General features: G+C 67.1%; 21 protein-coding genes. 14 read left to right on the top strand and 7 right to left on the bottom strand.

The annotated features are described in order from the left end of the window. Positions 1–16 precede the first annotated feature (16 nt). The 3 genes from secA to V7Q48_RS08935 form a co-directional block, all read right to left on the bottom strand. The gene (secA, locus tag V7Q48_RS08945; RefSeq protein ID WP_333837635.1) at positions 17–2,755 is read right to left on the bottom strand and encodes a preprotein translocase subunit SecA; all 2,739 of its coding nucleotides are present in this window, start codon (positions 2,753–2,755) and stop codon (positions 17–19) included. A gap of 132 nt (positions 2,756–2,887) precedes the next feature. After that, positions 2,888–3,154: a hypothetical protein gene (locus tag V7Q48_RS08940; RefSeq protein WP_333837634.1), complete on the bottom strand. Its 267-nt coding sequence runs from the start codon at positions 3,152–3,154 to the stop codon at positions 2,888–2,890. A gap of 99 nt (positions 3,155–3,253) precedes the next feature. Beyond that, entirely contained in the window at positions 3,254–3,877 is a 624-nt protein-coding gene (locus V7Q48_RS08935; RefSeq protein ID WP_333837632.1) for an energy transducer TonB, read from the bottom strand. 139 nt (positions 3,878–4,016) lie between these two features. On the opposite strand from V7Q48_RS08935, the gene argJ reads away from it, so the two are divergent. Genes argJ through V7Q48_RS08920 form a run of 3 tightly spaced genes read left to right on the top strand, consistent with a single transcriptional unit; the run spans position 4,017 to position 6,667 of the window. Then, positions 4,017–5,243 (top strand): bifunctional glutamate N-acetyltransferase/amino-acid acetyltransferase ArgJ, encoded by a 1,227-nt coding sequence (gene argJ, locus V7Q48_RS08930; protein ID WP_333837630.1) that lies wholly within the window; start codon positions 4,017–4,019, stop codon positions 5,241–5,243. A gap of 6 nt (positions 5,244–5,249) precedes the next feature. Beyond that, the gene (locus V7Q48_RS08925; RefSeq protein WP_333837628.1) at positions 5,250–5,855 is read left to right on the top strand and encodes a glutathione S-transferase family protein; all 606 of its coding nucleotides are present in this window, start codon (positions 5,250–5,252) and stop codon (positions 5,853–5,855) included. Continuing rightward, the gene (locus V7Q48_RS08920) at positions 5,852–6,667 is read left to right on the top strand and encodes an inositol monophosphatase family protein (RefSeq protein ID WP_333837627.1); all 816 of its coding nucleotides are present in this window, start codon (positions 5,852–5,854) and stop codon (positions 6,665–6,667) included. The genes V7Q48_RS08925 and V7Q48_RS08920 overlap by 4 nt, the downstream gene beginning before the upstream one ends. A gap of 5 nt (positions 6,668–6,672) precedes the next feature. Here the strand turns inward: V7Q48_RS08920 and V7Q48_RS08915 are convergent, their stop codons facing one another. Next, positions 6,673–7,581 (bottom strand): TraB/GumN family protein, encoded by a 909-nt coding sequence (locus tag V7Q48_RS08915; RefSeq protein WP_333837626.1) that lies wholly within the window; start codon positions 7,579–7,581, stop codon positions 6,673–6,675. A 100-nt stretch (positions 7,582–7,681) separates the two neighbouring features. On the opposite strand from V7Q48_RS08915, the gene V7Q48_RS08910 reads away from it, so the two are divergent. The 6 genes from V7Q48_RS08910 (at position 7,682) to V7Q48_RS08885 (ending at position 15,851) form a co-directional block, all read left to right on the top strand. Further along, positions 7,682–8,587, top strand: a complete 906-nt coding sequence (locus V7Q48_RS08910; protein WP_333837624.1) for a glycine--tRNA ligase subunit alpha — start codon at positions 7,682–7,684, stop codon at positions 8,585–8,587. A 136-nt stretch (positions 8,588–8,723) separates the two neighbouring features. After that, positions 8,724–11,039, top strand: a complete 2,316-nt coding sequence (gene glyS, locus V7Q48_RS08905; protein ID WP_333837623.1) for a glycine--tRNA ligase subunit beta — start codon at positions 8,724–8,726, stop codon at positions 11,037–11,039. A 72-nt stretch (positions 11,040–11,111) separates the two neighbouring features. Further along, a complete protein-coding gene (ppdK, locus tag V7Q48_RS08900; protein ID WP_333837622.1) occupies positions 11,112–13,775 on the top strand; it encodes a pyruvate, phosphate dikinase in 2,664 nt (887 codons plus the stop codon). 212 nt (positions 13,776–13,987) lie between these two features. Continuing rightward, positions 13,988–14,596 carry a 50S ribosomal protein L25/general stress protein Ctc gene (locus V7Q48_RS08895; RefSeq protein WP_333837620.1) on the top strand — a complete coding sequence of 203 codons (609 nt, stop codon included), beginning with the start codon at positions 13,988–13,990 and terminating at the stop codon, positions 14,594–14,596. 132 nt (positions 14,597–14,728) lie between these two features. Then, positions 14,729–15,298: an aminoacyl-tRNA hydrolase gene (pth, locus tag V7Q48_RS08890; RefSeq protein WP_333837618.1), complete on the top strand. Its 570-nt coding sequence runs from the start codon at positions 14,729–14,731 to the stop codon at positions 15,296–15,298. Positions 15,299–15,488: 190 nt separating this feature from the next. Continuing rightward, entirely contained in the window at positions 15,489–15,851 is a 363-nt protein-coding gene (locus V7Q48_RS08885; protein WP_333837615.1) for a PEP-CTERM sorting domain-containing protein, read from the top strand. A gap of 62 nt (positions 15,852–15,913) precedes the next feature. Here V7Q48_RS08885 and V7Q48_RS08880 read toward each other — a convergent pair whose 3' ends face one another. After that, positions 15,914–17,452: a tetratricopeptide repeat protein gene (locus V7Q48_RS08880; RefSeq protein ID WP_333837614.1), complete on the bottom strand. Its 1,539-nt coding sequence runs from the start codon at positions 17,450–17,452 to the stop codon at positions 15,914–15,916. A 185-nt stretch (positions 17,453–17,637) separates the two neighbouring features. Between V7Q48_RS08880 and ychF the strand changes: the two genes are divergently transcribed. Continuing rightward, complete coding sequence (gene ychF / locus V7Q48_RS08875) at positions 17,638–18,738, top strand: redox-regulated ATPase YchF (RefSeq protein WP_333837613.1); 1,101 nt, start codon at positions 17,638–17,640, stop codon at positions 18,736–18,738. Positions 18,739–18,789: 51 nt separating this feature from the next. Continuing rightward, entirely contained in the window at positions 18,790–19,248 is a 459-nt protein-coding gene (locus V7Q48_RS08870) for a MaoC family dehydratase (protein WP_333837612.1), read from the top strand. A gap of 65 nt (positions 19,249–19,313) precedes the next feature. Here V7Q48_RS08870 and V7Q48_RS08865 read toward each other — a convergent pair whose 3' ends face one another. Beyond that, positions 19,314–19,751 carry a hypothetical protein gene (locus V7Q48_RS08865; protein ID WP_333837610.1) on the bottom strand — a complete coding sequence of 146 codons (438 nt, stop codon included), beginning with the start codon at positions 19,749–19,751 and terminating at the stop codon, positions 19,314–19,316. A 147-nt stretch (positions 19,752–19,898) separates the two neighbouring features. After that, positions 19,899–20,402 (bottom strand): hypothetical protein, encoded by a 504-nt coding sequence (locus tag V7Q48_RS08860; protein WP_333837608.1) that lies wholly within the window; start codon positions 20,400–20,402, stop codon positions 19,899–19,901. Between the two features lie 99 nt (positions 20,403–20,501). Between V7Q48_RS08860 and V7Q48_RS08855 the strand changes: the two genes are divergently transcribed. Genes V7Q48_RS08855 through V7Q48_RS08845 form a run of 3 tightly spaced genes read left to right on the top strand, consistent with a single transcriptional unit; the run spans position 20,502 to position 22,198 of the window. Then, positions 20,502–20,987, top strand: coding sequence for a LapA family protein (locus V7Q48_RS08855; RefSeq protein ID WP_333837606.1), 486 nt, complete (start codon positions 20,502–20,504; stop codon positions 20,985–20,987). Between the two features lie 4 nt (positions 20,988–20,991). Beyond that, positions 20,992–21,675 (top strand): orotidine-5'-phosphate decarboxylase, encoded by a 684-nt coding sequence (pyrF, locus tag V7Q48_RS08850; RefSeq protein ID WP_333837605.1) that lies wholly within the window; start codon positions 20,992–20,994, stop codon positions 21,673–21,675. 4 nt (positions 21,676–21,679) lie between these two features. Next, the gene (locus V7Q48_RS08845; RefSeq protein ID WP_333837603.1) at positions 21,680–22,198 is read left to right on the top strand and encodes a GNAT family N-acetyltransferase; all 519 of its coding nucleotides are present in this window, start codon (positions 21,680–21,682) and stop codon (positions 22,196–22,198) included. Positions 22,199–22,240 lie beyond the last annotated feature (42 nt).

Here is a 22,240-nt window from a genome sequence, read left to right as displayed (position 1 = left end):
ATCCTCTTGATCGATCTTACGCTGCCACGCCGTGGCAGTGCTTGTACTTCTGGCCCGAGCCGCAGGGGCACGGGGCGTTGCGATTGATGCCCTGGCCGGCATAGGGGTCTTCGCCCGCAACCGGCGCGGCCGCCGCGGCGCCGTAACCGCCACCCATCGCGCCGAGCATCGCCGCCGCGCCCGGAACCTGCGGCGTGGCGTCGTTTTCGCCGGTGAACGGGTCGATGTGGCTGGTCAGGAAATCGGGCAGTTCGGGCAGGGTAAAATCCTGCATCGGCTGCATCTGGATCTCGCTGATCATCAGGATGCGCGTCACGTCCTCGCGGATCGCGTCGAGCATCTTCTCGAACAGGCCGAAGGCTTCCTGCTTGTATTCGTTGATCGGCGTCTTCTGCGCATAGGCGCGCAGGAACACCACCTGGCGCAGCGCGTCGAGCGTCGCCAAGTGTTCCTTCCAGTGGTGGTCGAGCCGCTCGAGCAGGATGGACTTCTCGAGGTTGCCCCACGAGTCCTTGTCCACCGTGTCGAGCTTGGCTGCCATGTGCGCATCGGCCAGCGCGATCAGGCGCTCGGCGATGAGGTCCGGCTCGATCGCGTCTTCTTCCAGCCAGTGGTCGAACGGCGGGGTCAGGCCCAGCACGTCGGCTGTGCGCTCGGCAAGGCCGGCCATGTTCCACTGCTCGGGATAGGAGCCGGCGGGGCAGGCATCGGCGACCATCGCGTTGATCGTGTCGTGGCGCATGTCGATCACCACGTCGTCCACCGCGCCCGCGTCCATGATGTCGGCGCGCTGCTCGTAGATGACCTTGCGCTGGTCGTTCATCACGTCGTCGTATTCGACGACCTGCTTGCGGATGTCGTAGTTGCGCGCCTCGACCTTCTTCTGCGCGGTCTCGATCGCCTTCGACAGCCACTTCGACCCGATCGCCTCGCCATCAGCGAGGTTCGAGTTCATCATGCGGGCGAACAGCGTGTCCGGCCCGAAGATGCGCAGGAGGTCGTCCTCGAGGCAGAGGTAGAATTTCGACAGGCCGGGGTCGCCCTGGCGGCCCGAACGGCCGCGCAGCTGGTTGTCGATGCGGCGGCTTTCGTGGCGCTCGGTGCCGATGACGCACAGGCCGCCGGCCTCGAGCACCTTGGCACGCTGCACCTCGATCTCGGCGGCGATGCGCGCGATCGCGGCATCGCGTTCCGGCCCCTCGGGCATGTCGCGCAGCTCGTCCTCGACGCGGAATTCGAGGTTGCCGCCCAGCTTGATGTCAGTACCGCGACCGGCCATGTTCGTGGCGATCGTCACCGCGCCAAGGCCGCCGGCCTGCGCGACGATGTGCGCCTCCATCTCGTGGAAGCGGGCGTTGAGCACCGCGTGCTTGACGCCTTCGCGGGTCAGGAACTCGCTCAGCAGTTCCGACTTCTCGATCGACACGGTGCCGACCAGCACCGGCTGGCCGATCTCGTGCTTCTCGCGGATCAGGCGCGCGATGGCGGCGAACTTGTCGTTGGTGTTCTTGTAGAACTCGTCGTCCTCGTCGATCCGGCGCACCGGCACGTTGGTCGGAATCGAGACGACGTTCATCTTATAGATGTCGAAGAATTCGGGCGCCTCGGTCGCGGCGGTGCCGGTCATGCCCGAAAGCTTGGGATACATGCGGAAGTAGTTCTGGAAGGTGATCGAGGCCATCGTCTGGTTCTCGGGCTCGATCTTGACGCCTTCCTTGGCCTCGACCGCCTGGTGCAGGCCGTTCGACCAGCGCCGGCCGTCCATCATGCGGCCGGTGAACTCGTCGATGATGACGACCTTGTCGTCCTTGACGATGTAGTCGATGTCACGCTTGAACATGACATTGGCCTTGAGCGCCTGGTCGAGGTGGTGGACCACCATCGTGTTCTCGACGTCGTAGAGGTTGGTGCCGACCAGCAGCCCCGCCGTTTCCAGCGCGCGCTCGACCCACTCGACGCCGTCTTCGGTGAGCGTGATGCTCTTGGTCTTCTCGTCCGCCTCGTAGAGCGAGGGGTCGATCGTCTTCACCACCGCGTCGACCGAGATATAGAGGTCGCTCTTGTCGTCGGTCGGGCCGGAGATGATCAGCGGGGTGCGTGCCTCGTCGATCAGGATCGAGTCGACCTCGTCGACGATCGCGTAGTTGAAGGCGCGCTGCACCATCTGGCTGCGCTCGTGCTTCATGTTGTCGCGCAGGTAGTCGAAGCCGAGCTCGTTGTTGGTCGCGTAGGTGATGTCGGCCTCGTAGGCCTCACGCCGCTCATACTCGTTGAGGTTCGGCACGATCACGCCGACCGTCAGGCCGAGGAACTTGTAGAGCACGCCCATGGTCTCAGCGTCACGCTTGGCGAGGTAGTCGTTGACGGTCACGACGTGAACGCCCTTGCCCTCGAGCGCGTTGAGATAGACCGCCAGCGTCGCGACCAGGGTCTTGCCCTCGCCGGTGCGCATTTCAGCGATCTCGCCGCGATGGAGCACGATGCCGCCGATCATCTGCACGTCGAAGTGGCGCATGCCCATGGTACGGGTGGCCGCCTCGCGCACGGTGGCGAAGGCTTCGGGCAGCAGGTCGTCTAGCTTTGTGCCGGCTTCCAGCTGGGCGCGAAACTTGACGGTCTGGCCAGCCAGTTCTTCGTCACTCATCGCCTGGACGGCGGGTTCGAAGGCGGAAATTTGCTTGACCAGCTTGTCGAGCGACTTGACGTAGCGGTCGTTGGACGAACCGAAGAGGGACTTGGCGAGGGCGCCGAACATGGCGGGTGGTTCCTGTCTGTCGAAGTATGGGGCGCGAACGCCGGCGCCGGTCAGGCGCTTCGGGCGGCAAACGCAGATGTCGGGATTTGGTGCCGGCGAAATCACGCCGGCAGGTCAGGCTGTTCCGGCGCGCTATTCGCGGGCGCGGTCGGAACGCTGCGTGGCGGCAAAGCCCAGTGCGACCGGCTCGAGCACCGGGTGCGGCGCCTGCTGCGCGACATGGAAACTGGGCCGGGCAGCCTCGACGCGCGCGGCCTGGACCACGCAATGCACGGCCACCGGCACGAGGGCCGTGCCCACATGCTGCGGCCCGGCCACCTCGGTGCGCGGCACGGCATTCGCCGCCTCCGGCAGGGAAAGGCCGCTGAGCAGCGCAAACAGGACGAGCAGAAACCGCATCGCGAGCCGAGATAGGGAACGGCTCGCCGCACGTAAAGTGCAAACGGCAGATGCCGCATACGACACGGCGGCGCTCCGAACGGCGCCGGCCTCTACCTGTCAGCGCACGTCATCGACCGTGAGGGTGAAAGTCGCCGTCACGCGGCGCGCCACAGGCTTGCCCGCCGCATCGCGCGGAATGGGGAATTGCTTGCCGGCAGGGCATTCGATCAGCCCGGTACCTGGTCCCGCCGTCCGGTGATTGCCCTCGTTGTCGACGCCCTCACACCCCGCGACCGTGCCATCGGCCGCAATCGTGTAGATAAGTTGCTGGCGATAGGGCGTCGGCATCCGCGGTTCGCCGGAATCCGGGCTTTTCTGCCAAAGGACGCTGTTCGAATAAGTGCCGGGCACGGGCTTGCCGGCGTGCATCGCGGGGACAAACGCGGCGCGCTCACGAAGCAGCCGGCAGGTTGCGGCATCGAGTTCGGCGTGGCCGCTGCTTTGGGTAATCGTGCAATCCATGACTTTGCCCGAGGCATCGACGGCCAGCTGGAATTGAGTCGTGCCGCTGGCATAGGGATCGCTGGTGTGGGGATAGTCGTTTGCCGTAACCCAGCCGCCGGGATTTCCCGATGGCTGCGGTGGCGAGTCCGGCAAAGCGGGCGTCGCTGCCGCAGCTACAAGTGCCGGGGCCGCCAGAAATGTCAGACCGCCAACGGCGGATAGGCCCCGCCCCATCATAGTCATTGCCGCACCCCCCTGATTTTCTGCAATGACCGGGATGAATGCGAGCCTTGGCCCTGTCAACGCGTGTTCACACCGTTTCGAAAGCCGACGGCGCCGTGGACGAGCGCATCGCAAATCGCTAGGCACCCGCCCCATGTCGGACGCCACTTCCCCGCTCGCCACGCCCTTCCCCGCCCTGCCCGCGATCGCCGGTGTGACACCGCGCATTGCCCGCGCTGGATACAAGGACTGGGGTCGCTGCGACCTGACGTACGTGGAGCTGGCCGAGGGCACTGCCGTAGCCGGCGTCTTCACGCGCAACGTCTGTTGCTCGTCCGAGGTCGAGATCGGCCGGCAGAACCTGGCCCAGGGCCGTGCCCGGGCGTTGGTGGTCAATGCCGGCAATTCCAACGCTTTTACCGGCTATCGCGGACGCGAGGCCGTCGAGGCGATCATGGGCCAGGTCGCGGCCCACGCCGGTTGCGCGCGCGAGGAGGTCTTCGTCTCGTCCACCGGGGTCATCGGCGTGCCGCTGCCCAAGGATAAAGCGCGCGCCGGGATCGAGGCCGCGCTGGTCGCGGCGCCGTGCACCTGGCAGGAAGCGGCCGAGACCATCGGTACCACCGACACCTTCGCCAAGGGCTCGACCGCCACGGCGATCGTTGGCGATACCACCGTCACGCTGTCGGCGATCATCAAGGGCTCGGGCATGATTGCGCCCGACATGGCAACGATGCTGGGCTACGTCTTCACCGATGCCGCGGTCAGCCCCGCGTATCTGCAGGAATGCCTCTCGGCCGCCAACGAACGCACGTTCTCGTGCATCACGGTCGACAGCGACACCTCGACCAGCGACACCGTGCTGGCCTTCGCCACCGGCAAGGCCGGCAACGCACGCATCAGCAGCCGCAGCGACACGGGCGGCGAGGCGTTCGCCGCGGCGATCGAACAGGTCTGCCGCGAGCTGGCGCATCTCGTAGTCAAGGATGGCGAAGGCGCGCAGAAGTTCATCGCGGTCAGCGTCTCGGGCGCGGTGAGCGACGCCAGCGCGCGCCGGGTCGGCCTTGCCATCGCCAACTCGCCGCTGGTCAAGACCGCCATCGCCGGCGAGGATGCCAACTGGGGCCGCGTCGTCATGGCCGTGGGCAAGGCGGGCGAACCTGCCGACCGTGACCGGCTGTCGATCGGCTTTGGCGGAACCTGGGCGGCGCGCGACGGCCAGCCGCTGGCCGATTACGACGAGACGCCGGTCGCCGCGCACCTCAAGGGCCGCGAGATCTCGATCGAGGTCGATCTCGGCCTCGGCGAGGGCCGCGCGACGGTGTGGACCTGCGACCTGACGCACGGCTATATCTCGATCAACGCCGACTACCGGAGCTGAGCCGCGATGCTGGTAATCTGGGGGCGCATCAACTCGCACAACGTCAAGAAGGTGATGTGGGGCGCGATCGAATGCGGCCTCGCCTACGAACGGCGCGAGATGGGCGGCTCCTTCGGCTACACGCCGGAGTATCTGGCGAAGAACCCCAATCGCCTCGTGCCGATGATCGAGGATGGCGAGGTCGCCGTCTGGGAATCGAACGCGATCCTGCGCTATCTGGCGGCGGCGCATGCGCCGGCGCTGTGGCCTGCCGATCCCGCCGCGCGGGCGATGGGCGACCAGTGGATGGACTGGCAGTTCCTCTACGCCGATGCGCAACGCGATGCGTTCCTGGGCTGCGTGCGCGGCGGCAAGGATGGCAGCGATCCCGTGGTGGCGAAATCGGCCGAGACCTGCGCCGCGCTGATGGCGATGCTCGATGACCGGTTGGCGCGCACGCCGTTCCTGACCGGCACGGCCTTCGGCATCGCCGACATCCCGATGGGCACTTACGCGCACACCTGGTTCAGCCTGCCTATAGAGCGGCCCAGCCTGCCCCATGTCGAGGCGTGGATGGACCGGCTGCGCCAGCGCCCCGGCTTCCAGACGATCGCGGCGGTGCCGTTCACATGAGCTGGACGCCGCACCTCGACACTGCCGTCGCTGCATTGATCCGCCACGTCGCGGCCGAGGCGATTGCACCGCGATATCGTCAGCTTTCGGCCCAGGACGTGACCGCCAAGGCCGCGGACGATGTCGTCACCGTGGCCGACACCCATGCCGAGCGCCTGCTGACCGAGGGGCTCTCCGCACTGCTGCCAGAGGCCGCAGTGGTCGGCGAGGAAGCCGCCCATGCTGAGCCCGCCATCATGGAGCGCCTGCGCGAGGGGCTGTGCTGGATCATCGACCCGCTCGACGGCACCAACAATTTCGCGGCCGGCAAGCCGCCGTTTGGCGTTCTGATCGCGCTTGCCGAGGACGGTGACTGCGTGGCCGGCTGGATCTACGATGTCCTGTCAGGCCGCCTGTGCACGGCGCAGAGGGGCCGCGGCGCCTTCGTCGACGGCACACCGGTCACGGCAGCGGCCACCGGGCAGCAACCGCCCGTCGCGGCGATCTCCACGGTGTTCATGGACGCCGCCCAGCGTGAGGCGATGCGCCAGCACATCCTGCCGCACTATCGCGTGGTCGACATCCCCCGCTGTGCCGCAGAGCAATATCCCCGGCTGGTGCTGGGCGTGAACGACGTCTCGATCTTCGAGCGCACGCTGCCCTGGGATCATGCCGCGGGCGTGCTGTTCGTCAACGAGGCGGGCGGCAAGGCCGCGCGTCCCGATGGCCGCCCTTACCGGGTGGACCAGATCGGCGAACGTGGCCTGATCGGCGCCTCCACCCCTGCCCTCTTCGCCGCGATGGCCGAGCGGCTGGCGTCCCTGCCGGAATAGCCGGCTCAGTCGACCCGGCGCACCTGCCAGCCCCGCGCCTTGAGCAGTTCGGGCAGGCCGTCGCTGCCTGCCACATGCGCCGCCCCTACGGCGACGAAGGGCATGGCGCCGGCCTTGAGCATCGCGTCGACTTTGGTGGCCCACGCGGAATTGCGGCCGCTGAGCAGCGCCTGGTGCAATTGCGGATCGCCGAGGAAACCCGTCTCGCTCTCGCGCGCGATGCCGAGGTCATCGCCGCGCAGCCACAGCTTGAGCATGTCGGCCTCGTCGTCGCGGTCGTCCGCGGCTTCCACCGCCACCTGTTCGAGCAGCGTAGTCTGTGCGGGCTCCGGCAGCGAATCGAAGATGCCGAATTGTCCGTCGAGGGTTTCCAGCCCTTCGACCGGCTTCGTCCCGATCAGCCGACGCAATTGCGGCTCGACACCGCTGGCCGGGTCCATGCCTTCCTTCTGCCCCCCGGTCGCCGCGATCTGCAGCGCCACGGCCCACGATTCCTCGTTCTGGAACTGCGCGTCGGTGAGGCCGAGTTGTTTGTAGACCTTGGCCAGCGCATCGCGGTACTTCATCGCGACACGCGCCGAGGGCGGCGGGAGGCCGGGGGTGTAGGCCAGCCGTGCCAGCGCCACGCCGGCCACATTGCCATCGAGCGGCTGCGCGATCTCGAGCACGAGGCGGTCGGCCCGGGCCAGCGCGGTGTCGATCGCCGGGCGGCGCCACTGCAGCCCCGCCGGCAGCGCGTGGACCGTGCCGAACAGCCAGCCGCGGGTGCCCGAGGTGTCGGAAATTTCCCACAAGGCGACGTGCGCGGGAGCGGCCGCTTCCGCCTTTGCCGGCGGCTTGTGGCAGGCGGCCAGCGTCGGCGGCAGGGCGACGAGCAGGAGACCAAACGCGGCGATGCGGGAAAGCGGGTGCATGGGACATCCCATGCATGGGCCAACGCGTGATGGGAAGTCTCCACTTGCGCTGCGCTGGCGGTTGATTTGCCCTGCGCCATCGGCCATGGGCAGGGCCATCATGGCCGCAATCGCATCACAGCCGCTCAGCCTGCAGGACATGATCCTGCGCCTTCACGCCTACTGGAGCGAGAAGGGTTGCCTCGTCCTGCAGCCGTACGACATGCGCGTCGGCGCCGGCACGTTCCACCCCGCCACCACGCTGCGCTCGCTCGGCCCGGAGCCGTGGAACGCGGCCTACGTGCAGCCCAGCCGCCGTCCTACCGACGGCCGCTATGGCGAGAACCCCAACCGGCTGCAGCATTACTACCAGTATCAGGTCATCATGAAGCCAAGCCCGGCCGACATGCAGGACCTCTACCTCGACAGCCTGCGCGCGATCGGCGTCGATCCGCTGAGCCACGACATCCGCTTCGTCGAAGACGACTGGGAATCGCCGACGCTGGGCGCCTGGGGCCTCGGCTGGGAAGTGTGGTGCGACGGCATGGAAGTGACCCAGTTCACCTACTTCCAGCAGATGGGCGGCTTCGACTGCAAGCCCGTCGCGGGCGAGCTGACCTACGGCCTGGAGCGCCTCGCGATGTACATCCAGGGCGTCGATAACGTCTATGACCTGGCGTACAACAGCCAGGGCGTGACCTATGGCCAGGTGTTTCTCGAGAACGAGAAGCAGATGTCGAAGTGGAACTTCGAGGTGGCCGATACCACCGCGCTGTTGGACCTGTTCGACAAGGCCGTGGCCGAGTGCCGCAACTGCCTCGACGCGAAGCTGCCGATCCCGGCCTACGAGCAGGCGATCGAGGCCAGCCATGTCTTCAACCTGCTCCAGGCGCGTGGCGTGATCTCGGTCCAGGAACGCGCCAGCTACATGGGCAAGGTCCGCGACCTCGCGCGTGGTTCGTGCGAGGCCTATATGGACAAGTTCAAGGACGAGTGGGCGCAGAAGTACCCGGGGTGGAGCGCGTGAGCAGGCCTGGCCTGAGGAGGGCTTCGACAAGCTCAGCCCGAACGGGTGTAGGTTACAGGGTTCATCCCCGCCCCCCGTTCGCCCTGAGCCTGTCGAAGCGCAAAAGCACCAACCCAGCATCAACACGAGACGCCGCATGACCGCCGATTTCCTGCTCGAATTGCGCTCGGAAGAAATCCCCGCGCGGATGCAGGCCGGCGCGCGCGCCGATCTGGAAAAGCTGTTCCGCAAGGAACTCACCGCCGCCGGCCTCAGCGCCGGCGCCGTGACCGTATGGTCCACACCGCGCCGCCTTGCGCTGATCGCGCGCGACCTGCCGCTGGCGACCGAAGCGGTCAGCGAAGAGGTCAAGGGCCCGCGCGCCTCGGCGCCGCCGCAGGCGCTCGAAGGGTTCCTGCGCAAGACCGGCCTGACGCGCGAGCAGCTGACCGAGCGCGACGGCGTGCTTTTCGCGATCACCGAGAAGCCCGGCCGCGCAACTAGCGACGTGCTCGCCGAAGCGATCCCCGCGATCGTGCGCGCTTTCCCCTGGCCCAAGTCGCAGCGCTGGGGCGCGCGCTCGTTCAGCCCGGAGAGCCTGCGCTGGGTGCGCCCGCTGTCGGGCATCATCGCGATCCTGGGTGATGTGGCGATCGACTGCGAAGTGGGCGGCGTGCGTTCGGGCACGATCACGCGCGGCCACCGTTTCCACCACCAGGGCGACATCACGATCACTGGCGTGTCGGACTATGCCGCCAAGCTGCGCGATGCCCATGTCATCGTCGACCATGCCGAGCGCGAGGCGATCGTGCGCGACAAGGCCCGCACCGCGGCGGCCGAAGCCGGCCTGGTCTTGGTCGACGACGAAGGACTGGTGGTCGAGAACGCCGGCCTCACCGAATGGCCGCAGCCGCTGCTCGGCCGCTTCGACGAGGCGTTCCTCGAAGTGCCGCCCGAGGTCATCCAGCTGACCGCGCGCGTCAACCAGAAGTACTTCATCTGCCGCGACGCCGAAGGGCGCCTGGCCAATGCCTTCGTCTGCACCGCCAACATCGCGGCGACCGACGGCGGCACGGCGATCGTCGCCGGCAATCGCAAGGTCCTTGCCGCGCGCCTGTCCGACGCCCGCTTCTTCTGGGAGCAGGACAAAAAGGTTCCGCTGGCGCAGCAGGCGCAGAAGCTGGCGCGCATCACCTTCCACGAGAAGCTGGGCACCGTGGCCGACAAGGTCGCGCGCGTCGCCGACCTGGCCGAGTGGCTCGCGCGCGAAGGCGTGGTGCCGGGGGCAGACCCCGCCCTCGCCCGCCAGGCGGCAGAGCTGTGCAAGGCCGACCTCGTCACCGACATGGTCGGCGAATTCCCCGAACTGCAGGGCCTGATGGGCGGCTATTACGCGCGTGCCGAGGGCCTGCCCGATGCCGTCGCCGATGCGATCCGCGATCACTACAAGCCGGTCGGCCAGGGCGACGACGTGCCCACGGCGCCGGTTTCGGTCTGCGTCGCGCTGGCGGACAAGCTCGATACGGTTTGTTGCTTTTTTTATAAGTCGATGGCGCCAACCGGGTCTAAAGATCCATTTGCATTGCGCCGCTATGCCATAGGCATCATTGCCATAATTCACAAAAATAACTTACGATTAGATCTTCGGCACGTAGTTTTGCAAACTATAGCGACGTTTTTAGCGGGCACTCACTCATTTCATGAAACTATTGATCATGAAGCGTATCTTGAACGTCGCAGCTTCTTCGAAAGTCAACATCGGATGCCATCGGCGGAAGATAACGATCTGTTCGAATTTCCATCAAAAGCTGAGTATCTAGCTTTCGCGTTGTGCGATGCCGGCATATCTGATGCAGTACCTGCTTTGCTCGGCTTCTTCGCCGACCGCCTCAAGGTCCAGCAGCGCGAGGCGGGCGTGCGCCACGACCTCATCGACGCGGTCTTCGCGCTCGGCGGCGAAAGCGATCTCGTGCGCCTGCTCGCCCGCGTCGCCGCACTCCAGGCCTTCGTCGGCACCGAGGACGGCACCAACCTGCTCGCCGGGTACAAGCGCGCCGCCAACATCCTCAAGAAGGAAGGCTCGCCCAACGCCGGCGCACATGGCGAAGGCGTCTCGCCGCCCACCGGCGAGGAAGACCCGCTGGTGCTGGTCGACGATCCCGAGTTCCGCGACATCGCCGCGGAATTCGTGCACGGCCAGCCCGGCCTGGGCTACGAGCCCGAAGCGGCGGAAGCTGCGCTGATGGCAGCACTCGATGCCGCCGTGCCGCAAGTGGAGCGCGCGGTGGAGGCGGAGGACTATACCGCAGCCATGGCAGCGCTCGCTTCGCTGCGCGCCCCGATCGACGCGTTCTTCGATAGCGTTACCGTCAACGATGGCGACGCGCGCAAGCGGCATCACCGCTTGTCACTGCTTGACCAAGTTCGTGCTGCGGTGCACAAAGTGGCGGACTTCTCCCGGATCGAGGGCTGAGCCCCTCGATCCGTCCCCCTCTCCGGACGATTTTTTGTTATTCATACCTGGCGCAAGGAACGGGCTGTAACGATGAGTGCATACGTATTCCATTTCGGCGGTGGCGCACGAAACGACGATCCCCGGGCCAGGGACAAGACCATCACCGGCGGCAAGGGCGCGAACCTTGCCGAGATGGCGGGCATCGGCCTGCCGGTGCCGCCGGGTTTCACCATCAGCACCGAAGTCTGCGCGCAATACAACAGCGCAGGCAAGAGCTTCGACGCCGATCTCAAGGCGGGCGTTGCGGCGGGCCTCGCCCATATCGAGGCGACCACCGGCCGCACCTTCGGTGACGCCGCGACGCCGCTGCTGGTCTCGGTCCGCTCGGGCGCGCGGGTGTCGATGCCGGGCATGATGGACACCGTGCTCAACCTCGGCCTCAACGACACGACCGTCGAGGGGCTGGCGGCGGATTCGGGCGATGCGCGCTTCGCGTGGGACAGCTATCGCCGCTTCATCCAGATGTATTCGGACGTGGTGCTCGGCGTCGACCATCACCGCTTCGAGGATGCGCTGGAGATCGCCAAGGAAGACAACGGCTATTATGCCGACGTCGAGATGACCGCGGAGAACTGGCAGAAGCTGGTCGGCGAGTACAAGGCGATCGTCGCCGACGAACTCGGCCACCCCTTCCCGCAGGACGTGCACGAACAGCTCTGGGGCGCGATCGGCGCGGTGTTCGACAGCTGGGAAAGCGAGCGCGCCAAGGTCTATCGCCGGCTCAACGACATTCCGGCCGACTGGGGCACCGCGGTCAACGTCCAGGCGATGGTCTTCGGCAACATGGGCGACACCTCGGCCACCGGCGTCGCCTTCACGCGTGACCCCGCCACCGGTGAGAAGGCCTATTACGGCGAATGGCTGGTCAACGCCCAAGGCGAGGACGTCGTCGCCGGCATCCGCACCCCGCAGTACCTGACCAAGGCCGCGCGCGAGCGTGCCGGGGCCAAGCCGCTGTCGATGGAAGAGGCGATGCCCGAGGCCTATGCCGAACTGGCGGCCGTGTTCGAGCTGCTGGAAAAGCACTACAAGGACATGCAGGACATCGAGTTCACGGTCGAGAAGACCAAGCTGTGGATGCTGCAGACCCGCTCGGGCAAGCGCACCGCCAAGGCCGCGCTCAAGATGGCAGTCGACATGGTCGGCGAAGGCCTGATCGACGAGGCGACCGCGATCAGGCGCATCGACCCGATGGCGCTCGACCAGCTGCTGCACCCGACGCTCGATCCCAAGGCCCCGCGCGACGTGCTGGCCAAGGGCCTGCCCGCCTCGCCAGGCGCAGCCTCGGGCGCGGTGGTGTTCGATGCCGATACCGCGCAGGCACGCGCAGAGCGGGGTGACGCGGTCATCCTAGTGCGTGTCGAGACCAGCCCCGAGGACATCCACGGCATGCACGCCGCGCGGGGTATCCTCACCGCCCGCGGCGGCATGACCAGCCACGCGGCGGTGGTCGCGCGCGGCATGGGCCGTCCCTGCGTCTCGGGCGCGTCGGGCCTGTCGATCGACATGGCCGCACGCAAGGCCCGCATCGGTTCGCGCGAAGTCGCCGAGGGCGACGTCATCACGCTCGACGGCTCGAACGGCGACATCATGTGGGGCGAAGTCCCGATGGTCGAGCCCGAGCTGGTCGGCGATTTCGCCACGCTGATGGTCTGGGCGGACAAGCATCGCCGCATGAAGGTGCGTACCAACGCCGAAACCCCGGTCGACTGCCAGGTCGCGCGCCAGTTCGGCGCCGAGGGCATCGGCCTGTGCCGCACCGAACACATGTTCTTCGACGCGGGCCGCATCTCGGCCGTGCGCCAGATGATCCTCGCCGAAGACGAAGCCGGCCGCCGCACCGCGCTGGCCAAGCTGCTGCCCGAACAGCGCAGCGACTTCATCGCGATCTTCGAGGTCATGGCCGGCCTGCCCGTCACCATCCGCCTGCTCGACCCGCCGCTGCACGAATTCCTGCCGCACGGCGATGCCGAGTTCGAGGAACTGGCCGAAGTGACCGGCCTGGGCGTCGACCACCTCAAGCGCCGCGCGGGCGAACTGCACGAGTTCAACCCGATGCTCGGCCATCGCGGCTGCCGCCTCGGGATCACCTTCCCCGAGATCTACGAGATGCAGGCGCAGGCGATCTTCGAAGCGGCGGTCGAGGTCGCCACGCGTTCGGGCGAGGCGGTCGTGCCCGAGGTGATGATCCCGCTCGTCGCGACCAAGAAGGAGCTGCAGATCCTGCGCGCCCTCGTCGATCGCGTCGCGGCGCAGGTCTTCGCCGACAAGGGCAAGACGCTCGACTACCTCGTGGGCACGATGATCGAGCTGCCGCGCGCCGCGCTCATGGCGGGCGAGATCGCCGAGGAAGGCACGTTCTTCTCGTTCGGCACCAACGACCTCACGCAGACGACGCTGGGGGTCAGCCGCGACGATGCCGCCCGGTTCCTCAACCCCTATGTCGAGCAGGGCATCTACCCGCGCGATCCCTTCGTCAGCCTCGACATCGAGGGCGTCGGCCAGCTGGTCGAACTGGCGGCGGAACGCGGCCGAAAGACGCGCCCCGAAATCAAGCTGGGCATCTGTGGCGAGCACGGCGGCGACCCAGCCTCGATCGCGTTCTGCGAAAAGGTCGGCCTCGATTACGTCTCGGCCAGCCCCTATCGCGTGCCGATCGCGCGGCTTGCAGCGGCGCAGGCCGCGCTGGGCTGAGGGGGGGAACCCCTCCTTCAGCCGCTGATGCGTCTGCCACCTCCCCATCGGCGATGGGGAGGAGCGTGGGGGCCGCTCCTGGCCACGGCGTGCCCGTGCCGGCTTGCATTTTCGGTGCGATCCGGTATGGGCCGCCGCTTCCCCGTCATGGTCATCCCTGGAGGCGTGGCGGCGGAAAGCTACGAACGATATTCTTTTGGAAGGTATTCAACATGAGCGAGACGCTGACCCTGTCGGCTGAGCTGCGCGAACGGGCTGGCAAGGGAGCCTCCCGTGTTCTGCGTCGCGAAGGCCGTACCCCTGCCGTGATCTATGGCGGCAACCAGGACCCGGTTGCGATCCACATCGAAGAAAAGGCGCTGTCGAAGGCGCTCGGCACCGGCCACTTCTTCAACGCGATCGTGGAACTGACCGTCGACGGCAAGACCGTCCGCACCCTCGCCAAGGACGTGGCCTTCCACCCCGTCAGCGATCGTCCCCAGCACGCCGACTTCCTGCGCGTTTCGGCCAATGCCGAAGTGCACGTGAACGTGCCGGTGGTGTTCCAGAACGAAGACTCGGCCCCCGGCATCAAGCAGGGTGGCGTGCTCAACGTGGTTCGCCACGAGCTGGAACTGGTCTGCGAAGCCAGCAAGATCCCCGATGAGATCGTCGTCGATCTCGCCGGTCTCGAAGTGGGCGACTCGGTGCACATCAGCGCCGTGACCCTGCCCGCCGGCACGCGTTCGGCGATCACCGACCGCGACTTCACCATTGCCACGATCGCCACCCCGACGGTGCTGACCGAGGAAGAAGAAGCCCCGGCCGCCCCCGAGGCGTGATCGGCCGCTCACCGGCGCCAGTGCCGGTGCAGTGACGAACCAAGGAACCCCTCCCCGCCCGGGAGGGGTTCTTTTTTGGCCACGGCCGCGCCATAGGCGGCGCACCCCTCCCCTTCACCGGAGCGACATGCCATGCAAATCTGGGTCGGCCTGGGCAATCCCGGTCCGCAATATGCCCTGCACCGCCACAACGTGGGCTTCATGGCGCTAGACACGATCGCCGAGGTCCATCGCTTCGGCGCGGTACAGAAGAAGTTCCAGGGATGGGTCCAGGAAGGGCGGATCGGCACGCAGAAGGTCATCCTGCTCAAGCCCGCGACCTTCATGAACGAAAGCGGCCGCGCGGTGGGCGAGGCATTGCGCTTCTACAAGCTCGGCACCGAGGCGCTGACCGTGTTCCACGACGAACTCGATCTCGCGCCGTTCAAGGTGAAGGTGAAGCAGGGCGGCGGGCATGCCGGCCACAATGGGCTGCGCTCGATCGACCAGCATAGCGGATCCGAGTTTCGCCGCGTGCGCCTTGGCATCGGCCATCCCGGGCACAAGGATCGGGTCACCGGCTACGTGCTTGGCCCCTTCGCCAAGGCCGAGCAGAACGACCTCGTGACCATGCTGGGCGCGGTGGCTGGGGAAGCCGACCGGCTGGCAGCTGGCGACGACACCCGCTTCATGAACGATGTCGCCATGCGTCAGCAGGATTAACCAACCAAGTCAAAATGTTACTATCCGCGTCGAGCATCTTTACAAGCGCCCCTGCGAAAACATGCATTAACCACCCAGATGCTAGAGAATGCGCGAGTGGCACCGGTTTTGCTCTGGGCTTCGTCAACCAGGGCCTTTGACGACCAAGACCTTGGGCCACACCATCGTCCGTTGAACAGGGGACCCATCGATGAAGCGTTTCACAGCCCTCGCCGCCGCCATGCTCACCGCCACCATGGCAGCAGCGCCCGCGCACGCCACGTTCTTCCATTCGCACTACTGCGGCTGCGGCCACTCGGCCGGCGCTGCCAAGTGCGGGGGCAGCAGCTCGACGTCGGGTGGCAGCACCACTTCTGGCGGGACGACCACGTCCGGCGGATCGACGACTTCGGGCGGCTCGACGAGCACCGGTGGATCGACGAGCACGGGCGGCTCCACCAGCACAGGTGGTTCGACCGGCGGCAGCACCGCAGTGCCCGAGCCCGGCATGCTGGGCCTCATGGCTGCCGGCCTGGCGGGCCTCGCCATCGCGCGCCGGCGCCGTCGCCGCTGATCGGCTGACATTTGGCAGATACAAGGCCGCCGGTTCGAGCAACCGGCGGCCTTCTCGCGTCTTCAGCCTGCCCCGGCGCGCGCCAGATCGGCGCGGAACAGGGCGTTGCCGGGCTCGCTGTCGCTGGCGCGGCGCAGCAGCTGGCGCGCGGTGGCGAGGTCCTCCCCGGCGTTGAGACGGACCAGCCCCGCCGCATGGACCATGTCCGGATCGCGCGGCGCGGTAGCGAGCGCGCGGTCGGCATAGGCAATCGCCTCGCGATGGCGCCCGGCATTGCTGCAGGCCACGGCCAACCGCTTGAGGACCTCGCCGTCGTCGCCCTGTGCCAGCAGCGCGCGATAGGCCTCGATCGCGCCGGGCCAATCGCGCCGCACCATTGCTGCTTCGCCGGTACGGGCGAGGCGCTGGTTGTCGTCGAATCGGGCGGAGCGCATGCGCTGCGCGAGCGCGTCGGCGCGCGGATCACCCGCCGCGCGCGCCGCGCGCTGTGCCAGCTCCAGTTCGCGCGCACCGGCCAGCAGCGAATCGGCAAGAGGCTGCACCGTCTTCAACGCGTTGGCCGCATCGTCGCCCGCCAGTTGCGCCTCGGCCAGCATCATCCGCGCATAGGGATTTTGCGGCGAAAGCAGCAGCGCGCGTGCGAAGATCACCCGCGCTTGCTCGGGATGCCCCAGTCGCAGCAGCGCCTCTGCATAAGCCAGTCCTTCGGGCGTGCGCGGATCGAGGTCCGCCTCGCGCGGGGCCAGCAACCGGCGCACCGCATCCCAATCACCCTTCTCGCTGGCGAACTGCACCTGCAGGGCAAGGACGCGCGGATCCGACGGCGCCAGTTGCGCTGCGCGGCCGGCGAACGCAATCGCGCGATCGAGCTGGTCCTGCATGTCGGCGACATTGGCCCGTTCGAGCAGGGGTTCGATCCGCTTGGGATGCGCGGCGATGGCGCGATCGTACGTCGTCGCCGCGGCATCGAGGCGGCCCTGCTTCTGGTACAGCATGCCTTCGACCATCGCGGCATCGAGCCCGCCTGGATCGATGCGTCGCAGGCGCGCCAGAACACGCTCGGCAGCAGGGATATCCTCCGCCGTCATCAGGAACGTGGCATAGTCGCGCGCGAGCTGGACGTTGTCTCCGGCCGCCATGCCGCGGCGGAAGGCATCGACGGCCGAGGGCCCCTGCCCAAGCGCCTGGTACGCGGCGGCGCGCAGGCGCCACGCGTCAGCATCGGGATCGTTGCCCAGCATCGCCAGCGTCTGCTGCGGCAGGTTGCGCAGCAGCGCCGCTTCCGCCTTCATGCGATTGACGGCGGCGCCGTGCTGACCGCTCGCCTCAAGCCGCGCCACGGTCGTCTGGGCGCCATCGCCATCGCCGAGGCGCAGCTGCGTGCGCGCCAGCAACGCCAGAAGATCACGCATGGCCGCATCGTCCAGCTTGCCGGTATCGAGCGCCGCGAGGGCCTCGATCCGCGCCGTCGGGTAATCCATGGCATCATAGGCGCGCCGCGCGGCCGTGGCATGAGTGGCCGGGCTTTCGGAGCAGGCCGAAAGCATCGGTGCGAGCGCGAGTGTCAGGGCCAGAACGAGGGCAGGAGGACGGCGGATCATCCTGGCCGGAGTGCCAGCAAGCCCTGAAACTTCGGTGAAGATCGAGAACCGCCGCGGCAAATCCCGGCCGGGGCGCACCCTGCCCCTTGACCTTGCGGGCGCCAGCCATCATCGCGGGCCGCAAAGCACATCGGATCGGGGCGCTGCGAATTCGCGGCCCCCTCGTCAAAGCCAAGGACTGGAAAATGGGTTTTCGTTGCGGGATCGTCGGGCTTCCCAATGTCGGCAAGTCGACGCTGTTCAACGCGCTGACCGAGACGCAGGCGGCGCAGGCCGCCAACTATCCGTTCTGCACGATCGAGCCCAACGTCGGCAACGTCGGCGTGCCCGATGCCCGGCTCGACACCCTAGCTAAGATCGCCGGCAGCCAGAAGATCATCCCGACGCAGCTGGGCTTCGTCGACATCGCCGGCCTGGTGCGCGGTGCATCGAAGGGTGAAGGCCTGGGCAACCAGTTCCTCGGCAACATCCGCGAAGTCGACGCGATCATCCACGTCCTGCGCTGCTTCGAGAACGACGACATCCAGCACGTCGACAACAAGGTCGATCCGCTGTCGGACGCCGACACGGTCGAGACCGAGTTGATGCTGTCCGACCTCGAAAGCCTGGAAAAGCGCGTGCCGGCCGCCGCCAAGAAGGCGACCAGCGGCGACAAGGAAGCCAAGGCCATGGCCTCGGTGCTCGGCCAGGCGCTCGAACTGCTGCGCCAGGGCAAGCCTGCCCGCCTGACGCAGCCCAAGGACGACGAGGAAGAGCGCCTGTTCCGCCAGGCCCAGCTGCTCACCGCAAAGCCGGTCCTCTACGTCTGCAACGTCGAGGAAGAGAGCGCGGCGCAAGGCAATGCGTTTTCGGCCAAGGTATTCGAAAAGGCCAAGGCCGAAGGCGCCGAGGCCGTGGTGGTCTCTGCCGCAATCGAGGCCGACCTCATCGGCATGGACAACGAGGAACGCCTCGCGTTCCTGGCGGAGCTCGGCCTGACCGAGACCGGGCTCAACCGCGTGATCCGCGCCGGTTACGAGTTGCTGCATCTGCTGACGTTCTTCACCGTCGGCCCTAAGGAAGCGCGCGCCTGGACCGTGCATCAGGGCGCCAAGGCCCCCGATGCCGCCGGCGAGATCCACTCGGACATGCAGCGCGGATTCATCCGCGCCGAAACCATCGCCTATGACGATTTCGTCAGCCTGGGCGGTGAGTCCGCTGCGCGCGACGCGGGCAAGTTGCGCCAGGAAGGCAAGGAATACGTCGTCAAGGACGGCGACGTGATGCACTTCAAGTTCAACGTCTGAAATTTAACCGATCGGTTGACGCATGGCGCGAGCCAAGGCAGGCTCCGCGCCATGCGCTATTATGAAGATCTCGAGATCGGTGCGGTCAGCCGGTTCGGCCACCGCGAAGTCACCCGCAACGAAGTGATCGCGTTCGCGGCGAAGTACGACCCGCAGCCGTTCCATCTTTCCGAAGAGGCGGCGGCTAAGACGCATTTCGGCCGGCTCTCGGCCAGCGGCTGGCACACCTGCGCCATGACGATGGGAATGATCGTCGAGGAACAGGACCGCGCCGGGCATCAAGGCCTCGGCTCCCCCGGCATCGACCAGTTGCGCTGGACTCACCCGGTCTATCCCGGCGACACACTGCGGGTCGAGACCGAAATCCTCGAGAAGCGCCGCAGCCGCTCGCGCCCGGAAATGGGCCTGTTCCGCGCCGTGACCCGCGTCTTCAACCAGGACGACGTCATGGTGCTGTCGATGGAGAGCAATGCCATGGTCCGCACCCGCGACGCATCCGGTACGGACTGAAGCCGGCGCCCCATTGTCCGGCATGAAAAAGGGCAGGATATTCACTCCTGCCCTTTCCTTCGCGATTACATCTGGCGCGCGGTCGCCGGCATCACGTTCGACGGCTGCTTGGCCGCATGACGCTTGGCGTGGTGGCGCTTCTTGCCCTTCTTCTTGTGGGTCTGGGCCCACTTCCAGCGCTCCAGCTTGGCAAGGCGCGATTCCAGTTCGGTCTGGCGCCCACCCGATGCCTGCGCGGCCATCGTCGCGGCCTGGGCGGCGGAACCCGCGTTCTGCGCCGCAGCCAGCGCGTTGTTGGCGGTCCCTTGCGCCTGCGATGCGGCACCGTTCGCCTGATCGGCCGATCCTTGCGCCCGCTGTGCGGCAGTCAGCCCCTCGTCCGCCCGCACTTGCGCGTTATCTGCCGCAGCCTGGGCACGCTTCACCGATCCGGTTGTCGCGCAACCTGCCAGCGCCATGGGCAGGATTGCGGAAAGAAGTACGATATGGCGACCCTTGGTCATAGGAAAGTCCCTTAATCATTGGCGCCCCCACCGACCCAGTGGCGCGACAAGGCGTCGCGAGTCTACGGCGAAGCCCACCAATGATCGCCAGAACGGTTATTATCTGCGGCAATGCGCAATTGTTTCGCAACATTGCCGCTGATTTGGTCAGCCAGGCCGGCATTGCACCGTACCGTGGGCGGAATAGACCGGGCGATCGTCGGGATCGGTGATCACCAGTTGCCCTGCAAAGCTTTCCACCGTGCCTTGGGTCTTCGCGTCGCTGCCGTCGATCCGGGTCAGCGTCAGTGCATAGTCACGCCCCGAATAGCGCGACCACGCCGTCTGGGGCAGGCGCGCACTGCCCTTGTCGGCCGCAAGGATCACGATGGCGTCTGCCAGCTTGATCGCGCCGCGATCCCCCTGCCCCATGAACACCGCGCCCATGCCGCCGCCATCCGCGACGAAGGCACATCCCGCGTCGAGCAGCTTGGCCTTCGTGATGTCGGGATAGAGGATCGGCTGCGGAGTGATCGGGCGCACCGGTGCCCGCTCCTTCTGCGCGGCCTCGACTTGCGCGATCGCGGCCTCGTCGCTCTGCCGGGGCGGCTTGCTGCACGCGCCGAGCGGACCTGCGAGGGCGACGGCAAGGCTGAGGGAAAGCAGGGGCACGCGCATGGCAATCTCCAGGGTCGGGGGCGGCTTGAAGGGCCCCGCCGCGACGATGCACGGCACCTGCGGGGTGCGCAAGCCGACCGACCATGATGGTTCGTGGTTCAGGCTGGCGCTCCTGTGGCAATCTCCCTATGGTTTCGCCCCGACCATGATCTGCCTGCGGCTTGCCGCCGGGCGGGCATGGGCGATAAGGACCGTTCGACCGGCAGCGATGCCGTCCACAAACGCCGCCAGAAAACGCCGCTAGGATACAGGGACGCGCCGCCACCGATGAAGCAACTTCGCATGGTTCTCTGGCTGCTGCTGCTTGCCGCCTTCGCCGGGTTCATCGCCATGAACGCCGATCCGGCCCGCGTGAACTTCTGGCCGCTGGGCCCGGGATACCTGCACTTCGAGTGGCCGGTCGGGTTCGTCGCGCTGGTCTTCTTCCTGGCCGGATTCCTTCCGCCCTGGCTCGCAGGTCGCGTGCGTCGCTGGCGACTGAAGCGGCGCATCGCCGCGCTCGAATCCAGCATCGCCCCGACGCCGGGCGCCCATCCCACCCACGATGCCGCATTCGATGCGGCCCAGACGGATCTGTGACACCGTGAGCAACCCGATCTTCCTCGCCGTCGATACCCCCCGCCTCGACGCCGCCATCGCGCTGGGCCAAAAGGTCAAGGGGCATGTCGGCGGGCTCAAGCTCGGCCTCGAATTCTTCTGCGCCCATGGCCACCACGGCGTCCACGAGATGGCCAAGATCGGGCTGCCGATCTTCCTCGACCTCAAGCTGCATGACATTCCGAACACCGTCGCCGCCGCGATGCAGTCGATCCACGTCCTCCAGCCGGCGATCGTGACGATCCACGCGGCCGGCGGGCGCGCGATGATGGAAGATGCCAAGGCCGCCGCCGGCGAGAACTGCAAGGTCGTGGCCGTCACCGTCCTGACCAGCCTCGATGATCGCGATCTGGCGCGCACGGGCGTGTCGGGATCGTCGCACGACCAGGTCCTGCGTCTGGCCGACCTTGCGCAGGAAGCGGGCCTGGATGGCATCGTCTGCTCAGGCCATGAAGTGGGCGACATCCACCGCCGCTGGAAGAACGGCTACCTCGTCGTGCCCGGCCTGCGCCCCGCGGATGGCAGCGGCGCCGCGCTCGGCGACCAGAAGCGCACCGTGACGCCGCGTGCGGCGCGCCATGCCGGCGCCTCGGTGCTGGTCATCGGCCGCCCGATCAGCCGCGCCGAGGACCCGGTCGCCGCCGCGCGCGCGATCGAAGCCACGCTCTGAGGCTATGCTGCGGTTCCGTTTCGGGACGCCGGACGATCTGCCGGCGCTGCGCCAGCTGGTCGAGCGCGCCTATCGCGGCGATACGGCCCGCCGGGGCTGGACGCACGAAGCAGACCTGCTGCATGACGAGCGCACTTCGGACGCGGAGCTGAGCGACGCGCTGACCTCACCCGACATGCGCGTCGTGCTGGCGGAGCACATGGCGGATGGTGGGGAACCAGCGCTGGTTGGAACGCTCAGCCTGACCAGGCGTGATGGCGGGGTGGCCTATCTCGGCATGTTCTGCGTCGACCCGGTGCAGCAGGCCGGCGGCATCGGCCGCGCGCTGCTGCACGAGGCGGAGCGCGTCGCCATCGCGGCGTTCGCGGCGCGGTCGATCGAGATGACGGTCATCGCACCGCGCGTCGACCTCATCGCCTGGTACGAGCGTCGCGGCTATGTCCAGACCGGGGAGCGACGCCCCTTTCCCTATGCCCTCCCTGTCGCGTTCGACATGGTCGTCTTGGAACGACGGATTGCCTGAACGGTTGTCGGCGCATCGGTTCAGCGCGCGGAAACGTCGGCT

The organism is Novosphingobium sp. (genome assembly GCF_036803765.1).
Classification (GTDB): domain Bacteria; phylum Pseudomonadota; class Alphaproteobacteria; order Sphingomonadales; family Sphingomonadaceae; genus Novosphingobium.
Note: the sequence above shows the minus strand (reverse complement) of the source record. Positions and strands in the feature narration are given on the sequence as shown.